General features: G+C 69.8%; 17 protein-coding genes and 1 pseudogene. 7 read left to right on the forward strand and 11 right to left on the reverse strand.

Translation table 11 applies throughout. The annotated features are described in order from the left end of the window. Positions 1 to 18: 18 nt before the first annotated feature. From F8M74_RS33080 to F8M74_RS33090, 3 genes and pseudogenes are all read left to right on the forward strand, one after another. Positions 19 to 1,842 (forward strand): annotated as a pseudogene (locus F8M74_RS33080) (HEAT repeat domain-containing protein); the annotation flags it as partial. 21 nt (positions 1,843 to 1,863) lie between these two features. After that, positions 1,864 to 3,396: an ATP-binding protein gene (locus tag F8M74_RS33085; RefSeq protein WP_141255370.1), complete on the forward strand. Its 1,533-nt coding sequence runs from the start codon at positions 1,864 to 1,866 to the stop codon at positions 3,394 to 3,396. Continuing rightward, a complete protein-coding gene (locus F8M74_RS33090; RefSeq protein ID WP_171410448.1) occupies positions 3,393 to 4,793 on the forward strand; it encodes a sigma-54 dependent transcriptional regulator in 1,401 nt (466 codons plus the stop codon). Before F8M74_RS33085 ends, F8M74_RS33090 begins: the two co-directional genes overlap by 4 nt. Before the next feature lie 7 nt (positions 4,794 to 4,800). Here F8M74_RS33090 and F8M74_RS33095 read toward each other — a convergent pair whose 3' ends face one another. From F8M74_RS33095 to F8M74_RS33115, 5 genes are all read right to left on the reverse strand, one after another. Next, the gene (locus tag F8M74_RS33095; protein WP_141255371.1) at positions 4,801 to 6,174 is read right to left on the reverse strand and encodes a wax ester/triacylglycerol synthase family O-acyltransferase; all 1,374 of its coding nucleotides are present in this window, start codon (positions 6,172 to 6,174) and stop codon (positions 4,801 to 4,803) included. Between the two features lie 28 nt (positions 6,175 to 6,202). After that, a complete protein-coding gene (locus F8M74_RS33100; RefSeq protein ID WP_141255372.1) occupies positions 6,203 to 7,012 on the reverse strand; it encodes a hypothetical protein in 810 nt (269 codons plus the stop codon). Positions 7,013 to 7,107: 95 nt separating this feature from the next. Then, the gene (locus F8M74_RS33105) at positions 7,108 to 8,103 is read right to left on the reverse strand and encodes a class I SAM-dependent methyltransferase (RefSeq protein WP_140853187.1); all 996 of its coding nucleotides are present in this window, start codon (positions 8,101 to 8,103) and stop codon (positions 7,108 to 7,110) included. A gap of 145 nt (positions 8,104 to 8,248) precedes the next feature. Further along, complete coding sequence (locus F8M74_RS33110) at positions 8,249 to 9,043, reverse strand: ABC transporter ATP-binding protein (protein ID WP_141255374.1); 795 nt, start codon at positions 9,041 to 9,043, stop codon at positions 8,249 to 8,251. Positions 9,044 to 9,176: 133 nt separating this feature from the next. Further along, a complete protein-coding gene (locus tag F8M74_RS33115) occupies positions 9,177 to 12,272 on the reverse strand; it encodes an aminotransferase class I/II-fold pyridoxal phosphate-dependent enzyme (protein WP_141255375.1) in 3,096 nt (1,031 codons plus the stop codon). Between the two features lie 241 nt (positions 12,273 to 12,513). Here F8M74_RS33115 and F8M74_RS33120 point away from each other — a divergent pair, with 241 nt between their 5' ends. Next, positions 12,514 to 12,927, forward strand: coding sequence for a hypothetical protein (locus F8M74_RS33120; RefSeq protein WP_228560673.1), 414 nt, complete (start codon positions 12,514 to 12,516; stop codon positions 12,925 to 12,927). A gap of 168 nt (positions 12,928 to 13,095) precedes the next feature. Next, positions 13,096 to 14,475, forward strand: a complete 1,380-nt coding sequence (locus tag F8M74_RS33125; RefSeq protein WP_228560675.1) for a hypothetical protein — start codon at positions 13,096 to 13,098, stop codon at positions 14,473 to 14,475. A 33-nt stretch (positions 14,476 to 14,508) separates the two neighbouring features. On the opposite strand, the gene bamE is transcribed toward F8M74_RS33125, so the two are convergent. Beyond that, on the reverse strand, positions 14,509 to 14,874 hold the full coding sequence (gene bamE / locus F8M74_RS33130) for an outer membrane protein assembly factor BamE (protein WP_162295107.1): 366 nt from the start codon (positions 14,872 to 14,874) through the stop codon (positions 14,509 to 14,511). 239 nt (positions 14,875 to 15,113) lie between these two features. On the opposite strand from bamE, the gene F8M74_RS33135 reads away from it, so the two are divergent. Both F8M74_RS33135 and F8M74_RS33140 read left to right on the forward strand, forming a co-directional pair. After that, positions 15,114 to 17,084 carry a rhomboid family intramembrane serine protease gene (locus F8M74_RS33135; RefSeq protein WP_141255378.1) on the forward strand — a complete coding sequence of 657 codons (1,971 nt, stop codon included), beginning with the start codon at positions 15,114 to 15,116 and terminating at the stop codon, positions 17,082 to 17,084. 48 nt (positions 17,085 to 17,132) lie between these two features. Beyond that, positions 17,133 to 17,444, forward strand: coding sequence for a hypothetical protein (locus F8M74_RS33140; protein ID WP_141255379.1), 312 nt, complete (start codon positions 17,133 to 17,135; stop codon positions 17,442 to 17,444). A 27-nt stretch (positions 17,445 to 17,471) separates the two neighbouring features. Here the strand turns inward: F8M74_RS33140 and F8M74_RS33145 are convergent, their stop codons facing one another. The 5 genes from F8M74_RS33145 to F8M74_RS33165 all read right to left on the reverse strand — a co-directional run bounded on the left by F8M74_RS33145 (position 17,472) and on the right by F8M74_RS33165 (position 21,772). Beyond that, positions 17,472 to 17,840 (reverse strand): DUSAM domain-containing protein, encoded by a 369-nt coding sequence (locus tag F8M74_RS33145; RefSeq protein WP_141255380.1) that lies wholly within the window; start codon positions 17,838 to 17,840, stop codon positions 17,472 to 17,474. Between the two features lie 4 nt (positions 17,841 to 17,844). Then, a complete protein-coding gene (locus F8M74_RS33150) occupies positions 17,845 to 18,132 on the reverse strand; it encodes a hypothetical protein (RefSeq protein ID WP_225888555.1) in 288 nt (95 codons plus the stop codon). 698 nt (positions 18,133 to 18,830) lie between these two features. Continuing rightward, positions 18,831 to 19,196 (reverse strand): hypothetical protein, encoded by a 366-nt coding sequence (locus F8M74_RS33155; RefSeq protein ID WP_141255382.1) that lies wholly within the window; start codon positions 19,194 to 19,196, stop codon positions 18,831 to 18,833. Next, a complete protein-coding gene (locus F8M74_RS33160) occupies positions 19,193 to 20,167 on the reverse strand; it encodes an acyl-CoA desaturase (protein WP_228560677.1) in 975 nt (324 codons plus the stop codon). The genes F8M74_RS33155 and F8M74_RS33160 overlap by 4 nt, the downstream gene beginning before the upstream one ends. Before the next feature lie 447 nt (positions 20,168 to 20,614). Then, entirely contained in the window at positions 20,615 to 21,772 is a 1,158-nt protein-coding gene (locus tag F8M74_RS33165) for a site-2 protease family protein (RefSeq protein WP_141255383.1), read from the reverse strand. Positions 21,773 to 21,776 lie beyond the last annotated feature (4 nt).

Here is a 21,776-nt window from a genome sequence, read left to right on the forward strand (position 1 = left end):
AGATGGGTATAAGAGACAGCTTCGGGACAGCCCCAGGTGTGGCCTCCGGCCCAGGCCGGCGCCAGCGGCACGCCGCAGGTGTGGCCTCCCGCGCCGGCGCAGCCGACCGCGCCGCCCACGCTGCATTTCGCCACGCCGGTGGCGCCACCTCCAAAGCCCGCGGCGGCTCCGCGCAGCGAGCCCGCGTTCCTCGTCTTCCCGAACCCCGGCGCCGCGCAGAACGCGCCGCCGCCCCGTCCCAAGCCCGCCGCGCTGGAGATCCGTCCCTCTGCCCCGCCCGCGAGCCAGGACGTGCCGGACTGGACGCTGGCCCAGGCGCGCGCGGCGCTGAAGGAAGCCACCAAGGACCGCGACCGCCTCATCGACGTCGCGCTGCGCTTCGGCCGCAGAACCTTCGACTACGTCGCCTCCTTCGCCGTGCTGCGGGGCGGCGCCACGGGCCTGGAGGCTCGCGGCGAGGGCATGGCGGGAGAGCAGCTCACGCAGGTGTCCATCCCGCTGGATGCCAGCAGCGTCTTCCGCACGGTGGCCGTCACCCGCGGCAGCTACGCGGGCCCGCTGCCCCCGGACGCGCTCACGCGGCACTACCTGGAGCTGTTCGGACGCCAGACGCCGCGCACCGTCTTCCTGTACCCGGTCGAGGTGAAGGGCCGGCTGGTGGCCATCCTCTACGGTGACTGTGGCCAGCGGCCCATCAGCCAGCGCCGCCTGTCCGACTACATCCTGTTCTGCCAGGACCTGCCGGCGGCCTTCCAGGAGCTCATCCTCTTCCGCAAGCAGCGCGTGTCGGAGCTGCGCGCGCCGGACGAGATGGAGCTCACCATCGACGTGGACCTGCCCGTGGCCCCCGCGCCCGCGCCTGCCCCCGCGGTGGTCGCCGGCCTGGGCTGGAGCCCCTTCTTCGGCCGGGGTGCCACCGGCAACATGGGCCGCGCCGCCGCGCTGCCGCCGCGCGCGCAGTCACAAGAGGAGCGCCCGCCGCCGGACTTCGCGCCGCTACTGCGCCGCCTCACCGGTCCGGACGCCGCGCAGCGCGCCAACGCCATGGCGGAGCTGGCGCGCTCGCCCGAGGCCAGCGCCCGTGTGCTGGCCCAGCACTTCCCCGGCCCCACGGCCTGGAGCCGGCTGCCCGTGGTGGAGCTGCCCGAGGCGGACGAGTTGGGGCCCATCCCCGGCGCGATGTCCCGGCTGGGCCGCCCCGCCGCGCAGGCCGTGTCGCCGCTGCTGGACTCCCAGGACGCGGACACGCGCTACTTCGCGCTGCTCACCGCCGGCAACCTGCCCTACGTGGAGTTGGTGGACGGCGTGCTGCGCGGTCTGTTCGACCTGGAGCCGGACATCTCCAGCGCCGCGCGCGTGGCCGCCGCCGCGCTCAAGCAGCTGCCCCGGCTGGACGCCGCCCTGCGCGACCTGCGCCACGAGCTGAACAGCCGCGACCCACTGCGCCGCTCGCTGGCCGCGCGCGCCCTGGGCACGCTGCATGACCGCGACGCGATTGAGGGCCTCATCCGCCTCACGGGCGGCGACGACGAGATGTGCGCCCAGGCCGCGGCGGAGGCGCTGCGGGAAGTGACGCGCGCCACACTGGGACTGGACCCGCGTCCGTGGTCGGCGTGGTGGGCGGAGAATCGCAGCCGCCGCCGCGCGGACTGGCTCGTCTCCGCGCTGCGCCACCGCGAGCTGGACGTGCGGCTGGCGGCCATCGAGGAGCTGAGCCGCGCGCTGCACGACACGCTGGGCTACTACGCGGATGCCCCCGAAGCCGAGCGCGAGCAGGCGGTGCGCCGCTGGGAGGCCGCGGCGGTGGAGCCGGCCAACGCGCGCCGGCTGGGCATGCTCTAGTCCCCTGCATCGGAGCGCCCCATGACGGGTGGGATGTGGATCAGCCTCCTGGCCTGCGCGGGCCAGCTCGCCTTGGCGGGCCTCGCCCTGGTGCGCGTGGGCAAGAGTCCGTTGGCGCTGCCGCTGTCGCTGCTGTCCATCGCCCTGTCGACGTGGAACTTCTCCGGCTTCGCGCTGGTGCGCGCGGACGAGGACGGCTGGCGGCTGGTGGGCTTCACCGCGGGCCTGATGACGGTGCCGTGCGCGCTGCACTTCATCCTGTCCTTCGTGGGACGGCGACGAAGCCTCGCCTGGGCCATGTACGGCGCCTATGCCCTCTTCGGCGTGTTGGCGCTCGCCATGCTGGTGGCGTTGGGCGCTCCCACGCTGGAGGCGCACCTGCTCACGCTGCGCTTCGGGCTGCTGGTCTCCGCGCTGGCCATTCCCATCCTCGGTGGAGGCTTCGCGCTCCTGGGCTTGCACGTGCTGCGCTCGCGACACCCGGACGAGCGCGCCCGCGCGGGCCTGGTGCTGTTGGGGCTCACGCTGGTGGTGGCCCTGCTGATGACGGAGCTGGCGGCGGAGCTGGGCCTGGAGGTGGTGCGGCTCGGCCACGTGGGCACGCTCCTGGGCTTGCCGGTGATGGCCACCGCGGCGCTGCGCTTCGGCCTCTTCGGAGACGACCCGGGCGCGCCCCGGCTCGCGCTGCACGCGGCGGGCATCGCGGGGCTGGGGGTGCTGGCCTATCTCGCCGTGGTGCGGCTCTTCGTCGCGCAGGCGGGCACGCTCATCATCTGCACCACGGCGGTGACGTTCGCCCTGGTGGCGGCGACCCGCCGGGGCGTCACCGCCTACGTCAGCCGGAGCGAGCGACTGGAGCGGCTGGCCACGCTGGGCCGCTTCTCCGCGCAGATGGCGCACGACCTCAAGAACCCCATCGCCGCGATGAAGGGCGCCGCGCAGTACCTCAAGGAGGAGCACGCGCGCGGGCGTTCGTGGGACGGGCAAGGCGAGTTCCTGGACCTGCTGCTGGAGCAGGTGGAGCGCCTGGACCGGGTGGTGGACACGTATCAGCGGCTGGCGCGCGTGGAGCCCCTGCCAAAGCCGGTGGACCTGCGCCGGCTGGTGGAGGGCGTGCTGTCGCTCCAGGCCTTCGCCAGCCCGGGCAAGGTCGTCATCATCCGGGAGCTGGCCGCCGGCCTGCCTCCCTGCGCGGGGGACCAGGACCTGCTGACCAACGCCCTGGAGAACCTGGTGCGCAACGCCTGCGAGGCGATGCCGGGAGGTGGCACCCTCACCGTGCGCGCGCTGCGAGACGGTGCCGACGTGGCCCTGGAGGTGGAGGACACCGGCGAGGGCATGGACGCACGAACGCGCGAGCGTGCCTTCGACGACTTCTTCACCACCAAGGCCTCGGGCAGCGGCCTGGGGCTGGCCTTCGTCCGGCGCGTGGTGGAAGCGCACGGTGGCGAGGTGCTCCTGACAAGCCGGGAGGGGCGCGGTACGGTGGTCCGGATGCGCCTGCCCGTCACGGACGCAAGCCTGGGCGGCGCAGGCGTAGGAGAAGCCGCGTGAACGAATCATTGAAAGGCACGGTGCTGCTGGTCGACGACGACCCCGCCGTGGCCAAGGTACTGGGCGCCCTGCTGACGCAGGCGGGCCTGACGACGCATGCGGCGCGCGATGGGCAGGAAGCCCTGGCGCTGCTGGCGAGCAAGCCGGTGGACGTCGTGGTGAGCGACGTGCGCATGCCGGGCATGGATGGCCTGCAAGTGCTCGCGGAGGTGTCGCGCGGCTGGCCGGACGTGCCCGTCATCCTCCTCACCGCCCATGGCACGGTGCCGCTGGCGGTGGAGGCGATGAAGGCGGGCGCCGCGGACTTCGTGCTCAAGCCCTTCGACCGGGAGGAGATTCTCTTCACCGTCCGAAAGGCGCTGCTGCGCGCGCAGGGCGAGGAGGCGCGCCAGCAGGTGCGGCCCACGGGAGGCTTCATCGGCCGGAGCCGGGCCATGGCGGACGTGCAGGCCGTGCTGGCGAAGGCGGCCGCCGGTACAGCCACGGTGCTGCTGCGCGGCGAGTCCGGCACGGGCAAGGAGCTGGCGGCCAAGGCCGTTCACGACGCCAGTCCCCGGCGGGATGGCCCCTTCGTGAAGCTGCACTGCGCGGCGCTGCCGGACACCCTGCTGGAGAGCGAGCTGTTCGGCTACGAGAAGGGCGCCTTCACGGGCGCCGCCACGCGCAAGCCCGGGCGCGTGGAGCTGGCCCATGGCGGCACGCTGTTCCTCGACGAGGTGGGCGACATCTCCCCCGCTGTCCAGGTGAAGCTGCTGCGAGTCATCCAGGAGCGCGAGCTGGAGCGGCTGGGCGGCACGCAGACGGTGAAGGTGGACGTCCGCTTCGTGGCGGCCACGCATCAGCCCCTGGAAGAGCGTGTGAAGGAAGGCCGCTTCCGCGAGGACCTCTTCTACCGCCTCAACGTGGTGCCCGTGTGGATACCGGCCCTGCGCGAACGCCCGGACGACATCGAGCCGTTGGCCCTGCACTTCCTGGAGGTCCACGCGAAGACGAACGGGCGCCCGCCCTTCACCCTCATGCCCGACGGGCTCGCGGCGCTGCGGGCCCAGCCGTGGCCCGGCAACGTGCGGCAGCTCCAGAACTTCCTGGAGCGGTTGGTGGTGCTCTCCGACACGCAGGTGATTGGCGGGCGGGAAGTCCTTCAAGAGCTGGCGCGCCAGCCAGGCCTGTCCCCCGCCCCCTTTGCCGCGACACCTTCCGTCAGCGCCCTGGAAACGCCAACGGTGCCTGTCACGGACTCCGCCCGGACACTGGAGTCCCAGCGCAAGGAGATGGAGCGCCAGGCGATGGCGGATGCGCTCAAGCGCGCGGGCGACAACCGGACGCTGGCGGCGCGGCTGCTCGGCATCAGCCGGCGCACGCTCTACAACAAGCTGGAGGAGTACGAGCTGCTGTAGTCAGCCCTCAGTCACGCTCGGTCTCGAGCGCATCCAGCTCCTCGTGGAAGGCCTGGATGAGCGCATGCGGGTCGGTCACCCGGCCCGCGTCCGCCGCCACGCCCACCGTCACCTGCCCCGCGTAGCTGAAGAGGCTCACGCCCAGCCCCAGATGGCCCGTCTGGGGAACCCAGAACGTCAGGCCCTCCAACCGGCTGCCCGCCAGGGACACCGCCGCGCGCGGGCCGGGCACGTTGGTGGCAATCAACGATGCCTTGGAGCCGAAGGTATGCACCACCCACCGCTCCAGCGCCGCTGGCGTGTACCCCAGCAACTCCAGCGCGCCGAAGGTCAGCACCGCCTCCGGCGAACGCTTCAGCCGCTCCATCCGCCGCGTCAGCTCCTGCAACCGGCGCTGAGGCGTGCCCAGTTGCACGGGCAGCCGAAGGAAGACGACGCCGAAGTGATTGCCCAGCTCGCGAGGCACGGGCACGTCGAGCGGCCGCAGATTCACGGGCACCAGCGCGTGCAGGTCCTCGGGTGGCTCCCCCAGCGACTCCAGGTAGCGCCGCAGCGCGCCCGCCACCGCCGCCAGCAGCACGTCATTCACCGTGCCGCCCAGCGCGCGGCCCACGGCCTTCACTCGCTCCAGCGGCACCGGGTCCGACCAGGCGGCGCGCTTCTGCGTCCCCAGCGGCCCCCGCAGTGACGTGCTCGGGTCCGGCGGAATCACCAACAACTTGCCCATGGCCGCGGCGCCCCGAGCGCCCTGCACCAGCAGGTCGCCCGCGAGAATCGGCTCCGCGGCCAGCTCCGCGCCCTTGCGCCACACCGCGCGCGCGGTCCCCGCCACCGCCCGAGCACCGCGCACCCAGCTCGCGAGCCCACCGGTTGAAGGCCTCGACGCGGGCTCGGGCGCCTCGGCGGCCATCTCCGCCTCCGCCCCATCCGTGAGCGTCAGCAGCACCCGCGCCAGGGCCATGCCGTCCGCGAGACAGTGATGCAGCCGCGCAAGCAGCACGTCGCGCCCGTCCGCGGCCGACATGACATGGAACTGCCACAACGGCCGGGAGCGCTCCAGGGGCGTGCTCATCCACTCCCCCACCAGCGACTCCAGCGCGGCGCGATCCCCGGGCGGGGGCACGTCAAGCCGCGACAGGTGCCAGTCCAGGTCGAGCTCGGGGACCTCCTCCCACTGCGGCAGGCCCACGAGTCCCGCCACCGCGCGCTGGCGAAAGCGGGGGTAGCGCTCCACCAGCCGTTCCCGCACCACCGTCTTCAGCCGCTCGAAGTCCAGCCGGCCCTCGAACCAGAGCACGGCGGTAATCATCATCAGGTTGGCGGGTTCCTCCATGTGGAACCAGAGCGCGTCCACACTCGCCATCCGCTGCTGCGCCGCCATGTCTCACGACCTCCCGGTGAAGGCCGTTCTACTTCTTTCCGCTCTCCGGGGTCGCACGTTCGAACTGGAAGGTCTGCTTCGTCTCGTCGTCCACCATCAACGTGAGGACGCCTTTCTCCAGGTCCCAGACATAGGCGTTCCCCAGAAACTTGAGCTTCGGTCCCGTCAGGGGAATCACGCGCTTGTCGCCACACACCGGGCCCACCGCCTGGCCGTCCCGCGTGCGCAGCCGCACCCGGTCCTTGCCCGACACGTCCAGCGTGCCCCAGGCGCGGACCACCAGCGAGTTGCCCTGCCCCAGCGTCGCGGCCTCCAGCGAGGTGCGCAGAACGAAGCAGCCCGACGGCGTCACCTGCAACGAGCGCGCGTAGTCCGAACGAGGCTGGGCCTCGATGCGCTCCTCCCGCACGGTTTCGTCTTCCGGCAGGCTGGCGGCCACCAGCGTCCAGGTCCCCACCAACGCATTGGGAGGCGCCGCCCCCGGTGCCTTCACGCCCTCGCAGGGCGCCGGGACTTCCTTCTCGGGGCTGGGCGGGGCGGGCTCGAAGGAGCGCTGGCAGATGGGCAGGCAGGCCTTGGGCCCACACTCGGTATCGTTCGGCGCGCAGCCCGCCTTCTGGGTACACGCCTTGAGCCGCTCCAGCGCCTGTTCACAGTCCTGACGCATGCAGGTGTCGACGCACTCGGCGTCGATGCACTCGGCCACGCAGGCCCAGTTGGTGGCGCCGCACACGCCGGCCACCGTGCGCGGACGCTGCGACGAGGACGTCTGGGCCGCGGCTGGAAGCGCGGCGCCCAGCGCCAGGAACAGGACAGGGAGGAGTCGCGAAGAGGACATGCCTCAACGCAAGCTAGCCACGCCCTCTGCTCCCGCGGACCCTCCCCGCCGCGGGAGTTGTCCACCCGCCAGCACTGCGGGTGGGGACTCTGCTCTCAGGTGAACTGCCAGCGCCAGGTGCGCACGTCGGCGTGCTCCACCATGTCCAGTTCGAAGGACAGCGTTTCAAAGCGCTCGAACTCCCGCGAGTCCACGCGCAAGAGCATCATCCCCGCGTAGTTCTGCCCTCGCAGCGGCGACACGTTGAAGGACAGCTCCGCGTCGAAGGCCACCTTGTAGAAGAGGCAGAAGCCGTCCACGCGCCCCTCATCCACCACGGGCCGCGAGAAGCGCACGCGGTGCGGCAGGCCGTCGGCCACCATCGTCTCCAGGTCGAAGGCGAAGGCGGGCTCCGGGTCGCACAACAGGTGGTCCACCTCGTAGGAGCGGATGACGCGCGTGAAGTAGGACGGGTTCATCGCCTCGCGCAGCGTCTGCAGGCAGCTGTAGTCCACGCTGGGGAAGCGCTGGCTCCAGATGAAGGGGATGCACGCCTCGTCCCGCAGTTGCACCGGCTCCACGAAGACCTCGAAGCGGTTGGGCAGGATGCGGCCTCCGGGCTTCAGTACCCGGTTGCGCAGGTCCAGGATGCGAGGAACCAGCCCCGCGTCGAAGAGGGCGTCGCCCAGTAACTCATGCAGCAGGACGTCCACCTTCTCCGGCATCTGGTACTGCCAGGGCTGCGCGCGCACGAAGTCGATGTGCTCCAGCCCGTTGCGGCGCGCCACCCACTGCGCCGTGTCCAGCAGCCGCGAGCCATCCACCGCGTACAGCTTCTTCGGCTGACGGCTCGCCGCCAGGAAGGTCCGCAGGCCCGTTCCGGTGCACGCATCCATGACGACCTGCCCGGGCCGCACATACCGTTCGCAGGCTCTCCGCCATGCCTCCACCCGCTCCGGGTCCGCGAGCGCGAAATCCTGAGGCGCCGGACTGGACAGGGACAGACTGTCCGGCACGACGTTGCGCGGTAGCTGGGACACGAGCGTCGAATGGCTGAGCCGTGAACGCAGGTCCATCAATGCCTGGCGAGGCATGTCGAGCAGATTGGGCATGTGGCATCCCCCCGGATGCGTGGGTCCTTCGGACGGGCCTCCCGGCGCGACAAAGCACCGGGATTTCTGAGCATGCATGACTTACGGGTTCAGGACCATCCAGCGAGGGGACGGGATGAGTGTCCCCCGCTGAACAGCCTCGCGCTCAATTCAGCGGCGGTGACGTGCGCCCGGAAGCGCGCGCACGGCGCGACAGCCAGTCATGGAGGAAGGCCTGGACCGCGGGGTGTTGGGACTGGCGGAAGGCCTCGGGTGGGGCGTGTTCGATGATGCGTCCTTCATGGAGCAGCGCCAGGCTGTCCCCCACCTGGAAGGCGGAGGCCACGTCCGGGGTGATGACGAGCGCCGAGGCATGGAGCCGGTGCTTGCCGGTGAGGATGACGTCCACCACGGACTGGGTCCTCAGCGGGTCCAACCCCGCGGTGGGGTCGTCATAGAGGAGGATTTTCGGCTCCAGCACCACGGCGCGGGCAAAGGCGGCGCGCTTGAGCATGCCGCCGGACAGCTCGCCCGGGCGCTGCTTCGCCGCGTCCTCCAGGTCCACCAGCGCCAGCACCCGCTGCACGCGCTCGCGCACCTCGCTCTCCACCAGATGGAGCCGCTCGCGCAGCGGGAAGGCGACGTTGTCCTCGACGGTGAGCGAGTCGAAGAGCGCGCCGCCCTGGAAGAGGATGCCCAGCTTGCGGCGCACGCGCTCGAGCCCCGCGGCGTCCAGCCAGGCCAGGTCCTCGCCGTCCACGCGCACCGTGCCGCGGTCCGGACGCAGCAGGCCGTCCAGGTGCTTCATCAGCACCGTCTTCCCGGAGCCCGACACGCCCAGCAGCACGCACGTGGTGCCCGTGGGCACCACCAGGTCCACGCCCCGCAGCACGTGCTGGGCGCCGAAGGACTTGTGGACGTTCATCAACTCGATGGCATTGCGCTGCGCCGGCTCGGCCATCCCACGCCCCCCCAGGTACCGGCGCCGCGGCCCGGAGGCGGAATTGTGACGGCCGCCCCCATCTGCTCGCGACCCGCCTTTCAGTCGGAGGCAAGCGATGGGCCCCGGACAGTGTCCGTGCGGGGCCCGCGCCTCAGGACTCGGACGGCCCGCCGCGCAGCTTCGCGCCGAAGCGCAAAAGCTGCTCACGCGCCCGGAGCAGCGCGTCCCGTGGAATCGAGAACACGGCCCGCGCCCGCTCCGGATCCCCACACCACGGGCCGCCATTCAGGACGACGTGCGTGTGCTCGTACACCACGCGAGGAAGGTTCTCCGGCGTGAGCCGCACCCCGTCGACCTCCTGCCCCAGCCATGCCGTCATCCGAGGCGACAAGAAGAGTCCGCCCGCGTCCCCCGCGTCCGAGCGCCCATCCCCTGGCAGCGCTCCGGCCAGCAGCTCGCGCTTCTCCGCCAGCTCCCGCCGCATCTTCACCAGAAAGGACCGCAGGGTGCGGTGCCGTGCGGAGTACAGCAGCTGGCCATCCGGACTACGGGCATATGCCGCATACAGGTACGCCGCGGCGCGCGCCGTCATCAGGTGGAGCACCCCAGGGCCGCTGTCACGCACCGCCGCGGCCAGCGACCGGTCCTTCGTCGCGAGCCATCCCACGCGGAGCCCACCGGCCGCGAACTCCTTGGACAGTCCTCCCAGCAGCACCGTGCGGGCGCCGATGCCGGGCACCGCGCCTTCCAGCGTCACGGGGCTGGGAACCGTCTCCGCAGTGGGGCTGGTGAGGTTCACCAGTCCGAAGATTTCGTCCGAAACCAGCAGACAGCGCTGCTCCACCACATAGGTGGCCAGGGCCACCAGTTCCTCGCGGGCCAGGTAGACACCGGAGGGATTCGACGGCTGCGACACGACGATGGCATCCGGCACGCCACCGCCCTGCCCTCGCCGGGCCAACAGCCCCGACAGTGGCCCCTGCTCCACGTCACACCCCGCGGAGACGAAGGTGGGCGGCAACACGCCGTAGCACGGCGTCGACACATAGACGCGCGGCGTGCGTCCCAGCCGCTGGCGCAGCGCCACGCCCAGGTGGTGGATGAGCGGCCACACGCCCGGCGCCACCGCCAGCTCGTCCGGCGCGTAGCGCACCGCGCGCGACTCCAACAGGAAGGCCGACACTGCCTCGGCCAATCCTGTCTGCGGTGCGGGCTCGCGCGGCGCGACACCGGCGGCGATGAGGCCCTCCACCAAGGGAGGCGGCAGCGGCCCTTCGTTCTCTCCGTAATCCAGACGCACCAACTCCGCGTCGTCCTCGCGGAACACCTTGGGCGCGAAGGCGGGGAAGGTCATCAGCCGCTCCATCCGTCGCGAGCGGGGCAACGTCACCACCGGAGGCCTGCGCGGCGCGGGCGCTTCCGGCTCCGCGAAGGAGATGCGGAACGACAGCAAGTCAGCGAAGGTGCGCTCGTAGAACGCTTGCGCCAGGGTGCTGATGCGCGAGTAGGTGACTTCCGCCGCGGCTTCCAAGTCTCCCCGCAGCGGCTGCGGCACCGGCATGAGCAGCGTCAGCTCCAGGTCCGGCCACACCGCGTTCTTGATGAGGCCATAGAGCACCACCAGGTTGGGGGCGTGGGCCTCACGGGCCAGGAACTCGAAGAGCGTGTGCGGCTCCACACCGCCGGTGATGTTGAAGAAGGCGCTTTCGTCCAACACCACCCAGATGCCCCGGCGAGCCGCCTCCGCGACGATGTCGCGCAGCACGGACAGGTTGGTGCGCTCTCCCTTCTCCACCGTGAGCAGCACCATCTTCACGTCGAACGCGGACAACAGCCGGCGAATCTCCGCCAGCGACGTGTGAGTCACCGTGGCGCGCACACCCGCCTTCTCCAGCGCACGGGCGTAGAGCGGATGGAGGTTGCGCGACACCAGCACCTCGTCACCCACGTCGCAGGTGGCCATCAGCAGCGAGTACACCGCCTGCTCGCGCTCGGGCGCGACGAAGACCTCCTCTTCCGCCAGCCGCAGCCCGAAGTACCGGTCCAGGTAGCGCACCACCTGCCGGCGGAAGGACGCGTCACCCGCTTCGTGCGCGTAGGGCATCAGCGGGCCCCGCGCCAGTCGCGCCGCCAGGTCGGCGACGAAGCCCAACTGCTCCGCCGACGCGGCGCCCAGGTCCAACTCCTCCTGCAACGCAGAAGCGCCCAGCTCGCGCAGAGCGGCCCGCAGCGCCAGCGTCTCGCGAGGCAGCGCCAGCCGTGCCTCCCACACCGCCACCTCGTGCCACACCGGGTTCCCGGCCTGGAGCCAGCCCAGCGCGGTGGCCGCCCGCAGCGGCTCCGGGCTGCGTGCTTCCATGAAGAACTCGAACTCGCGGCCGGTTCGCTGCTCCAGCGCCACCAAAGGACGGATGTCCGTGTCCGCCGCCTGCATCACCCGGCGGGCCACCCGCACGTGCGTGTCGAAGCCGCGGCGAGTGAACATCCGCTCGATGATGACGCGCCCTGGCCTGCCCGCGAGGTTGAGCAGCAACCGTCCGGTGGGTGACAGCCGCTCCGGCGCTTCGTCCAGCAATCGCGCGATGAGCCCGAGCCCGAAGTGGTCCTCGTAGACGTTCTGCAGCGTGCAGTAGTTGGACAAGTCGTAGAGCGCCTGCTCGTCGGCCTGGGACAGCTCGGATGGCAAATCCTCCTCGCCCCGGAGAACCTGCGGAATGCAGCCCACTACGAAGTCCCATGGGGCATCCGAAGGAATCCCGCGCAACAGGTCGCTCTCCCCGAAGGACAGGCGCGACGCCAGCGCCTCGTCTCCGTTGAGCCACGCGTTGCAGCGCGCCACCACGGGCGAATGCGGATTGAGGTCCGCGCCATGCACGTGCGCCAGCCGGGTGAACTTCGCCAGCGCGATGCAAATCCATCCCGAGCCCGCGCCGACTTCCACCAGCCGCTTTCCCGCATACTCATCCAGCGGGACGCTCAGCAGGCCCTCCAGGAAGGTGTAGGCCCACGCCTCCGGAGCGAAGATGGACGGCAGCAGGAACAACTCCAACCGCTCCTGCGAAGCGCCCACCGTCACCGTCACCGTCACCAGCCGCAGTGGCGCCGATTCGGGTTGGTGGCGGGACAGCTCCGCCAGCTCGCGGAGCTCGGCCAGCGCGCGCGGACGCCTGTCCGCATGGGACAGGTTCTCGGACAGTGCGCGCAGCAGGTGAAACGCCTCACGGGGTGTGGAGGGGTAGGTCGGCATGGCGCGAGGACTGTCCCGAGCCCCCCGCCCCCTGTCAACGCCGGGATGGCGCCCGGATGAAACCCTTTGGCGCCATGGGGTGAGTCAAGGAAATGCCGACTCGCCGTAATAAAGGGCAGCAGAAACGAGGCCCGCCGCCGCCGCGCCGGGCGGGCTCGGAAGCAGCACGCGCGGTACCGACGGAGCAGCATCCATGTCGCTCATGCCTGTGGATGGACCCCGTAGTGGAGAGGGGGCAGTGATGGAGATGAACGTCTCGAGGCCGGTGCTTGCTGGGGGATTCTGGAAGAAGAAGCGCACGCAGCCGGTGAATCGCGCCAAGGACGCGTCGCTGGTGCGTTGGGAGTCGCAGCCGTGGCGCCGCCAGTTGCGCGACGCGGCGGAGTACGAGCACCCGGTGGCGCGTGCCGCGCTGGTGCAGGCGCTGCTGGCGGAAGGCCTGACGATGGACGCGGACGCGGCGCGCTTCGCGGGGACCAGCGAGGACCGCGACTGCATCAGCATCGCGCAGGTGCTGCGCTTCGCAGATTCGCTCGTGCTGCGCATGGCGCTGGCGTGCACGGATGACCACGTGCTCCAGCTGGTGCATCTGCGCCGCGACGCCGAGGACCTGGCGGAGCGGATGATTGAGTGGGCCAACGCCGGCCGCCTGTAGGCCGGATGCGGCACAGCAGGCACGGACATCGGTCCGGTGTCGTGGCCTGACTCGCTGGAGGCCGCGCGCTGGGGCGGCGGGCGGCGCGGCGCCTGGGCCACGGCGAGGGCCAGAGCCCCTGCGAGTCCCTCCTTGACAGTGTGGGAGCTCGGCTGTTCTCACGGAGACATGCTCTCCTCGCTCGTCCTGGCCGCCACCCTGGCAACGGCCCCCGCTCCCCGTGCCGCCGCTTCGGCGCAGACGCTCGTCCATGTGCCGAAGGTGGATGCGTTGACGGGTCTGGCCGCGTTCCTGGAGCGAGCGGGCCAGCACGCCGCGCTGCTGCGTCCCTCGGCGTGGCGGACGGAGCTGCACCCCTTCCTCGCCGTCGACCCCACGCGGCCCCAATCCCTGTCCGAGCTGGGCCTGGATCCGGCCGGTCCAGCCACCGTGTCCATGCGCAAGGACGGCCGCGTGTCCTGCATGCGGGTGGCTGACGCCAAGGTGTTCCAGGCGAAGGCCGCCGAAGCCATCACCGCCGCGGGCGGCGCCGAAGCGAAGCCCACCACGCGCGGAGGGGTGACGACGATGCATGTCGACCGCGACATGGGCGGCAGCATGGGCTACGCGATGAAGGGCAAGGAGGTCTGCGCCTTCGGCGCCATCGAGCGCGGCGGCGCTGACCTGCTCAAGGAATCCGTCCGGCTGGTGGGCAAGACGCCCGCGCGAGATGCCCGGCTGGGCAAGGTACCGGGCGTGGCATTCGTCGTGTCGGGCAACACGGTGGTGGGCCTGGACGGCACGGCCAACGCGCTGCAGGTGGAAGGCGTGACGACGAAGTTGCAGCTGCCGGTCTTCCAGGCGCGAGGCACCAGCCCTTACGCGGCGATGAATTCGGAGGGACTGCTCTCCTCGCGGGCGTCCATCTCTCCCATGGGGTTGTTCCAGACGGTGGACACGATGCGCTCCACGCTCCAGGTCCTGTGCCCCACGTGTCCGAAGGAGCAGATGGTGTCCATGGCGAAGGCCGTGACGAAGCAGCTCACTGGCCACATGTTGGTGAACATGGACCACGTCCAGGTGCGCGGCTCCCTGCGCGCGATGTCGACGCGCTTCTTCGCGGTGCGCCAGGCCGTGGCCGCCGAGGTGACGGACGTCGCGGCGGTGAAGGCCGCGCTGGCCCCGCTGGGCAAGTTCCCGGACGTGCAGGTGCTGGAGGACGGTTGGAAGCTCCCGCTCAAGGCCGGCAACGTGTTCGTGCGATTCAAGGGCAAGCAGCTCGTCCTGGGCAATGACGAGTCGGCAACCCAGGCCACGCTGGCGGCGCTGACGGAGACGGGCACGAAGACGGTGCACCCGGTGGACTTCGCGTTGGACCCCAAGCGGGTGGCGCGAGGCCTGGCACAAATCTCCCTGACGGACATCCTGGCGGATGAGCTGCTGGCCGCCCTCTTCGCGGCCAGTTCGGAGCTGGGGCCGCTGCTGGCGCGCAGCGAGCGCATCACCGGGTGGATGGACGCCGCTCCTGGTGGCGCCCACCGCGTGTCCCTGACCTGGCCGCTGCCCTAGGCGTCGTCAGCAGCCGGGGCGGTCTCCAGACCGTCAATCGACGTAGTACTCGTGCGCGACGCGCATGACCACGCCGCTATTCGAGAAGACCACCATTCGCCGGCTGTAATGGGAATCGGTGGGGCTCTTCGAATAGAGCCACAACGTCCCTTGAGTTGGCGTGTCGTGCACCTTCATCGGCTCGCCGAGGAGCTTCACGACTTCATCCCGACTCATGCCGGGCTGAACGCGCCTGAAGGCCAGCCACGAATAGCCCGGAGCAAAGTGGGTGCTCGGTCTGAAGATGAGCGACCAAAGAAAGCCGTCAAGGCCATCCAGTAACAGAAGATGCGTCGAGAACCCCATGAGGAACAAAGCAACGATGCCTCGCGTGAGCTTCCGGGCGATATTGGATCTCATTGGCATTGGCCTCCGTTTGGAGTCGCGCGACCCTTCATATCGCTACTTGGGACTGGGCAGTCATTGCCCCCTTGAGTTGCGACCGTCTTCATGGGCGCCACCCGGAATGCAGGAAGCTGGCTGCGCCTCCTCACCTGAAGTGGCAGGACCGAGCCAATCCTTTAGCCACCCATCCTGTGGTATGTCAGGGCGTCATTGCGTGACGGAGCCGACACGCAGCACGAGGGGGAAACCACGCCATGATGCTGTTCCTGCCCCTGGGGGTGGACAACACCGAGCTGGAGCGTCTGCCTCGGGTGTCCATCACCATCGCGGCCATCTGTATCGTGGCCTTCTTCATCTCCTGGGTCATTCCGTCCAATCCCCTGGGCGTGGGTGAAAACGAGCTGCGCTCCCTGCTGGAGCAGTCGCTCGAGCACCCGGACCTGGAGTTCCCTCCCGCGTGTGCGGAGCGGTTGCTGTCCGATTCGGGCCGGAGGCTGGTGCGCAACATGCACCAACGCGTCGCGGAATCCGACGGAGCGGAGAGCGTGACGAACCGGCAGCAGGGACTGAATGAGCGCTGCGAGGAGCTCATCGCCCAGCACGACTCGAGCCTGCTCTCGCGATTCTCCCTGGTGCCCGCGCGGGGACTCGCCCAGCCCGGCTGGCTCACGTACATGTTCCTCCACTTGGGGTGGATGCACCTGCTGGGGAACCTGCTGTTCTTCTACGTGACCAGCCTGCTGCTCGAGGATGCCTGGGGCCGGCCGCTGTTCGCGGGTTTCTATGTCGTGGGTGGGCTGGTGGCGGGCGTGGCCCACTATGCAATCGACCCCTCGTCGGAGTCGGTGATGGTGGGTGCCTCCGGCGCCGTGGCCGCGTGCATGGGCGCCTTCTGTCTGCGCTTCGCCCAGCGACGGGTCCGCATCGGCTACTTCGTCTGGCTGCTGAAAATCTTCCGCGGCACCTTCCCCGTTCCCGGTTGGGTCTGGGGCGGCCTGTGGTTCGGCAACGAGGTGCTGAACTACTACCTCCTGGGCAACAACACTGGCGTCGCGGTGATGGCCCACATCGGCGGTTTCGCCTTTGGCTTCGCGGGCGCGTCGCTGCTGCGCGTCACGCAGTTGGAGGAACGGGTGGTGGCGCCCGCGCTCGCCGCGAAGCAGGGCGGCTGGGTAGCCGACCCGCGGCTGGCGGAGGCCCAGGCGGCGCTCGACCAGGGAGACCGCACAGCCGCACGCGCGGGCTTCCAGCACTTGCTGAAGACCCAGCCGGACCACACCGACGCGTTGCTGTCGCTGGGCCGCATGGAGCTGGAGGACGGCAAGACGCAGGCCGGCACGGCGCGGGTGGAACGAGCGCTCCATACGCTCGCGGGTCGCGCCTCCACGGACGCGTTGTGGTTCGCGATGGAGCCATTGGTCTCGCTACTGCCCATCGACGCGCTGCGGCCCGCCTCCGCGTGGAAGCTGGCGCAGGCGCTGGACACGGAAGACGCGCCGCCGGCCTCGTTGGAGACGACGGAAGCCCTGTACAGCGTGGCGGGCGGGGGCGCGGGCATCATCGCGGTGCGCGCGCTCATCCGCGCCACGGAGCTGCGGATGGCGCACTACAAGGACCTCGAGCGGGCAGCAGGGTACCTCGCGCGCGCCAAGCCGCTGCTGACGGGAGAAGCCGCGTCGGCGGGTGACCGGGTCCGGGAGCTGGACGCCGAAATCACGCGGGTGCTGGAAGAGAACGCATGGAAGAAGCGGGACGCTGCGCCAACGCCCACCGTGGACGCCCCACCCGCGCCGCCGCGCGTTTTCCCCTGCCGCATCGTGGGCATGACGGACATGGCCCTCACCGTGGAGGCCGCCAATGGCCAACGCCGGACGATGGCCATGACGGAAGTGCTGGCGATTGCCGTGGGCATGCTGCCCGTCGCCGGGCCTCCGGGGACGCCGCCGCGACAGACGGTGCTCACCGACTTGGTGCTCTCCTGGGGTAGCACGAACGACGGACCGCGAGTGCTGCGGATGAACGTCGCGGGGCTCGCGCTGAACCACTTCTATCCGGGTGTGGCGCCACGTGAAGCCTATGCGCGCTTCCTCGCAGACCTGCTGGAACGCACCAACGCCAACGCGCTTCCGGACGCCTCGTCACTGAAGCAGGGGCAATACCCGCGCTTCAACAGCGAGGCGGAGCTCAGCCAGCATTACTACGGCGTGGGTGCCGCTGCGGCCTGAGCGAGGCCCCACCCACGACTCCTTGTCACCTGATTGTCGAGGCCGAGCATGATGCCCGTGAAGAATCAGCTCCTTCATCGCTACTGGCTGGAGTTCGACCGCGGCAATGGTACCGAGCCGTTGGCGCGCCAATGTCTGCTGCTGGGCTGCGGCGTCACCGCGTTCACGGCCGATGACGCCATAGGGCTCGTTCGCGAGTTCATTTTCGGGGATGAGCCCATGCTGTCCGTGGCCCGAATCATCGAGGACGTGGACATCACCACGTTGGACGCCAGGTCGGTTCGCCCGAACATGAACGAGCCCGTCAGCCGTGGCATCTGGTACCCCATGGGGTATTACTCATCAGGCGGTTCGCCATGACTGGCTTCGCAGCTTCCGTGAGGCAACTCACTCCATGTCTTCCAGGGCCAACTCGGCCTGCTCGCGATAGAGGGGCACCTGCTCCACCGCGAGCACGTCTTCAAGTAGCGCGCGCGCGCCAGCGGCGTCGCCCGCGTCCCGAAGCCGGCGGGCCCCCGTCAGAGCGCGCATGAGACGTTGCGAGCCATCACGAATGCGGCGGCGAGTCTCATGAAGAAGCGCTGTCGCCGTGGCAACGCCCGCGACGGCGGCATGTGCATCCTCTTCGGGAATGCCCACCTCTCGTGCCGAGCGGAGGAGCAAGGCGCGCACCTCGACCGTCAGCGACAGCGCCTCACCGGCCTCCACGCGTCGCGCCAGTTCACGCACCGGGTCCCAATCAATCGACTCGGCCATGGACTCACTCGCCTCCCTTGCGACGGCGGCACTTATCCACGGGCCATTCGTGTTGCCCTTCGCAATACCGGAAGCAGTCGTAACAAGAGCCTGACCAGGCCTGCTCCTGACACTGGGCGTAGGCGTCGATGCACACCTGCTTCCACCCGGGGATGGCTTCTTCGCTGGCCTCGGACGCGGACTCGACGGCCTTCATCGGAACCAGGTACTTGCTCGCCTCCGAGGCCGTCAGCCCGCAGCGCTCAGGCGTGGCCGGGTGCGTCTTCACGCAGCAACTCACCGTCGAATCCATGGGGCCGCACTGCGCCTGGGCCAGGTACACGGGCTGACGGGCCGCGGTGGAATGAGCGCTCCCGCCACACCCCAGCGCCGAGAGAACAATGGCTGCCAGCGGGCCCCACATCGCACAGCAATGCAAGGATGGCGCGCTTTCCATGAATGGCAGCTTACACGCGCTTCGTACATGGACAACCCTCCTTTCACGCCGCCAGCCTCCGGGCTCGCTCACGGCAATCATCCGAACCCACCGCTATCGAGGGCACTTCGCCGTGGCGCGAGCCCGTGAGGGCACCGGGCGGCGGCCTCGTCTGAAAGTGTCCTGGATGCCGCCCTGCGCGCCCCATATGCAACGCACCAGGTAGGTACCGCAAGCAGAGACTCACCGTGGCGGGTTACCGTTCCCTGGCGCTTCCCGAGTGTTGGGATGCCGCCATGGACCTCACGCTCGCCCCCTGCGCGCACATTCCCTCCGGGCTGCGTGCTCAAGATGAGAGCCAGACCCGTTGGAGCTTCGCCGAGACGTACGCGACCTGCGCTGCACCAGCCGACGATCGCGTGGCGGCCCACGCAGGAGTGGACGTGCACACGCGCGCGGTTCAGCCAGACATTCGATGACAGCGCCGCCGACGGCGGCATCCGCCACAGCCAGCGCATCGTCGATGAGTCGTTGCTTTCGAGCGGGCTTGACCCGCCTTCTTCGGCGTCGCGGGCCTACCAGTAGCGGCGGGGAGGCGCGGCGGGCAGAGGAGGCGCGGGCAGGGGCTCGAGCATGCCGCACTTCAACAACCGCTCGACGGCGTCCTTGACCGCCTTCGCGGAGGTGGCGCAGTCCTCAAGGTTGCGTGCCGCCTCGGAGATGGTGCGCCCGCCCGCTTCGAACTCCACCAGGTAGAGCCCGTCCTCCGCGGCAAGCCCGAGCGATGCACCCCACTTGGCCCGAGCCGCGTCGAATTGGGCGCGGCCGCTGCCGGATCTGGCCGCCTCAATCACGGCGGAATAGGAGGCCACGGCCTCCGTGCCCTTGGCCGAGAGCCGGAACTTCTGCGCCCGCCCGTACCGAACCTTCTCGTCACTCATACCGCCCCCTCGATGGCTGGCTGTCCCATCCGCTTGAGCCAACGCACGTGGCTCTTCAACGCCGCACCGACGCTCTCGTTCGCCCGGTAGCGAATGCCGTGCCTCCGGCAGGTGTCCTCGACAATGCGCGAAAGCGCCGGGTAGTGCAGGTGACACACCCGAGGGAAGAGATGGTGCTCCACCTGGAAGTTCAGCCCTCCCAGATACCAGCTCACCAGCGAATTGCCGCGTGCGAAGTCCACTGTCGACGCGACCTGATGCGTGGCCCAGTCACGGGAGAAGGGACGGTTGGCTTCCGGCGGCAGGGAGAAGTCCGCCTCCTCCACGCAGTGCGCCAGTTGGAACACGGTGGCCAGCGTCAGCCCGAGCACGAACGAGGCGAGCGCGTAACACAGCGCGACCTGCCAGAGCGGGTGGAAGAACAACGGCAGCGCGATGGCCCAGCCAAAAAACAGCAGCTTCCCGCCCAGGGCCCCGGCCAGCTTCAGCCCGCCGGGACGCGGCATCTTCTGCCGTCCCACGCGTCCGGTGACCAGGTCCTTGAAGTCATCGACGAAGTGCCACTTCATGGGAAGCAGCGCGTAGAGCCCCCAGATATAGGCATGCTGGAAGCGATGCGCCGTGTGCAGCCGCTGGCCAGGAGCCAGCCGGCACAGTGGCTGGATGTCGATGTCCTCATCGAGACCGACCACGTTCGTGTGGCTGTGATGGAAGATGTTGTGCTTCCAGCTCCACACATAGGACGAGCCACCGATGACATCGAGCGTCCACCCGAGAATCCGGTTGATGCCCCGATGCACCGAGTAGCTTCCGTGGTTGGCGTCGTGCTGGACGCTGAACCCCACGCCCGCGATGGCCAGCCCCAGGGACACGCAGCCGGCGACCGCCCCCCACGGGCCTGAGGCTCCCAAGAGGAGCCAGAGATAAGAGGCCGCGAACCAGCCGAGGATGACCACCGTCTTCGCGTACATGCGCGGGAGGTCACGAGGCGAGCGCCCACTCGCTTCTAGATAAACCTCCACCCGCGCCCGGAGGTCCTGGAGGAAGGGCCCCGACTCAAGAAACTTCGCCTTCGTTGCTTGCGACAACGTCCACCCGCTCTCACGCCGCCAGGGTCACCGCCGGAAGAACCTGGAGTCGCGCTGGGAGGATCCCGCCGCGGCCATCGCCTGCCTGGTGCCGAAGGTCCATGTAACACATCGCCGGAGTGGACTGTTCCGGCGGTGCTGGGCCTCCTCCAGACTCAATCGCCACGGATGAGACGCGCGACTGGCATCGAGGTGCGCTCGCGGACACCGCCGGAGCCGCTGTCGGCCAAACGACACCGCGTACCGCGCCCCCGCGGGAGGCGTCCGACGCGCTCGCCCCGGCGGAGGAGGAGGCCACCGAGCCAGCACCTCAACCCCACATGAGTCCCGTCACGCCGGCCGCTCCTGCCGCCACCGCCGCTCCTGCTGACCACTGCGCTCCTCGCGCGCCTGATACAGCTCCATACCGCGCTGCACGTCGTTCACGTCGAGCGTCCCCGCCAGCGCCCCATCCGCCTCCACCACGACGAGCTGGGGCATCTCCTCCTCGGCCATGCGCCGCAGCGCCGTCCACCCATCCTCATCCAGCCGCACCACCACGGCGGGCACCATCACCTCGCGCGCGGTGCGCGTCATGCGCTCCGAATCTGGCACGCCCCGCACCGTCTCCAGCGACACCTGCCCCACCGGCCTTCCGTCCTCCGTCACCGGCAGCAGCAACAACCGCTCACGCCGCAAGTCCCACAGCGCCTGCTCCAGCGACGCCCCCGCGTTGACGCCCACCCGGCGCGGCGTCATCAGGTCGGCCACCGGCACACGCTCCAGCGTCATCTTCATCCGCACCTGCTGCGCCTCCCCCTGCGCGCCCATGAAGATGAAGAACGCGATGACGACCAGGAACGGGTTGAGCGACAGCACCGCCCACACACCGAACAACACCGCGAACCCACGTCCCAGCCAGGACGCCACCTGCGTCGCGCGCACCATCCCCAGCCGTCCCGCCAGCGACGCGCGGACGATGCGCCCCCCATCCATGGGGAACGCGGGCAGCAGGTTGAACACACCCAAGAACAGGTTCAGGCTGGCCATGTAGAAGAACGCGAACTGGAGGTTGAACGAGCGCGCCTCCTGGAGCAGCCACGTCGCGCCGCCAAGCAGCACCGCCAGCAGGATGCTCGTCAGCGGCCCCACCGCGGCCATCAGCGCTTCGTCCCGGGGACGCGGCGGCGCCTCCGTCAACTCCGACACACCGCCCACCATCATCAACGTAATCGAGCGCACCGTCCCGCCACGGCGCAGCGCGTACACGGTGTGCGCCAGTTCGTGAATGAACACGGACGCGAACAAGCCCAACGCCACCACCAGCCCCCACAGCACGGGCGAGCCGCCGAGTCGCTCCGGGGGGACTTCCGCCACCTCCGCCGCACGCCGGAAGGCGCCGCCGAATAGAAACGCAAGCAGCGGAAGGACCAGCAACAGCGAGAAGTGGACGCGGACGGGAATGCCGCGGAACGAGCCGATTTGAAAGGAACCTCGCGCGGCACGCATGGCG

It is taken from the genome of Myxococcus sp. CA023 (assembly GCF_010998615.1).
Taxonomy (GTDB): Bacteria; Myxococcota; Myxococcia; order Myxococcales; family Myxococcaceae; genus Myxococcus.

Coding starts and splice junctions, on each gene's coding strand:
- F8M74_RS33155 (WP_141255382.1), bottom strand. CDS start 19,196: ATGAGTGACGAGAAGGTTCGGTACGGGCGGGCGCAGAAGTTCCGGCTC.
- F8M74_RS33085 (WP_141255370.1), top strand. CDS start 1,864: ATGACGGGTGGGATGTGGATCAGCCTCCTGGCCTGCGCGGGCCAGCTC.
- F8M74_RS33125 (WP_228560675.1), top strand. CDS start 13,096: ATGCTCTCCTCGCTCGTCCTGGCCGCCACCCTGGCAACGGCCCCCGCT.
- F8M74_RS33110 (WP_141255374.1), bottom strand. CDS start 9,043: ATGGCCGAGCCGGCGCAGCGCAATGCCATCGAGTTGATGAACGTCCAC.
- F8M74_RS33145 (WP_141255380.1), bottom strand. CDS start 17,840: ATGGCCGAGTCGATTGATTGGGACCCGGTGCGTGAACTGGCGCGACGC.
- F8M74_RS33135 (WP_141255378.1), top strand. CDS start 15,114: ATGATGCTGTTCCTGCCCCTGGGGGTGGACAACACCGAGCTGGAGCGT.
- F8M74_RS33160 (WP_228560677.1), bottom strand. CDS start 20,167: ATGTACGCGAAGACGGTGGTCATCCTCGGCTGGTTCGCGGCCTCTTAT.
- F8M74_RS33115 (WP_141255375.1), bottom strand. CDS start 12,272: ATGCCGACCTACCCCTCCACACCCCGTGAGGCGTTTCACCTGCTGCGC.
- bamE (WP_162295107.1), bottom strand. CDS start 14,874: ATGAGATCCAATATCGCCCGGAAGCTCACGCGAGGCATCGTTGCTTTG.
- F8M74_RS33140 (WP_141255379.1), top strand. CDS start 17,133: ATGATGCCCGTGAAGAATCAGCTCCTTCATCGCTACTGGCTGGAGTTC.
- F8M74_RS33105 (WP_140853187.1), bottom strand. CDS start 8,103: ATGCCCAATCTGCTCGACATGCCTCGCCAGGCATTGATGGACCTGCGT.
- F8M74_RS33095 (WP_141255371.1), bottom strand. CDS start 6,174: ATGGCGGCGCAGCAGCGGATGGCGAGTGTGGACGCGCTCTGGTTCCAC.
- F8M74_RS33165 (WP_141255383.1), bottom strand. CDS start 21,772: ATGCGTGCCGCGCGAGGTTCCTTTCAAATCGGCTCGTTCCGCGGCATT.
- F8M74_RS33120 (WP_228560673.1), top strand. CDS start 12,514: ATGGAGATGAACGTCTCGAGGCCGGTGCTTGCTGGGGGATTCTGGAAG.
- F8M74_RS33150 (WP_225888555.1), bottom strand. CDS start 18,132: ATGGATTCGACGGTGAGTTGCTGCGTGAAGACGCACCCGGCCACGCCT.
- F8M74_RS33100 (WP_141255372.1), bottom strand. CDS start 7,012: ATGTCCTCTTCGCGACTCCTCCCTGTCCTGTTCCTGGCGCTGGGCGCC.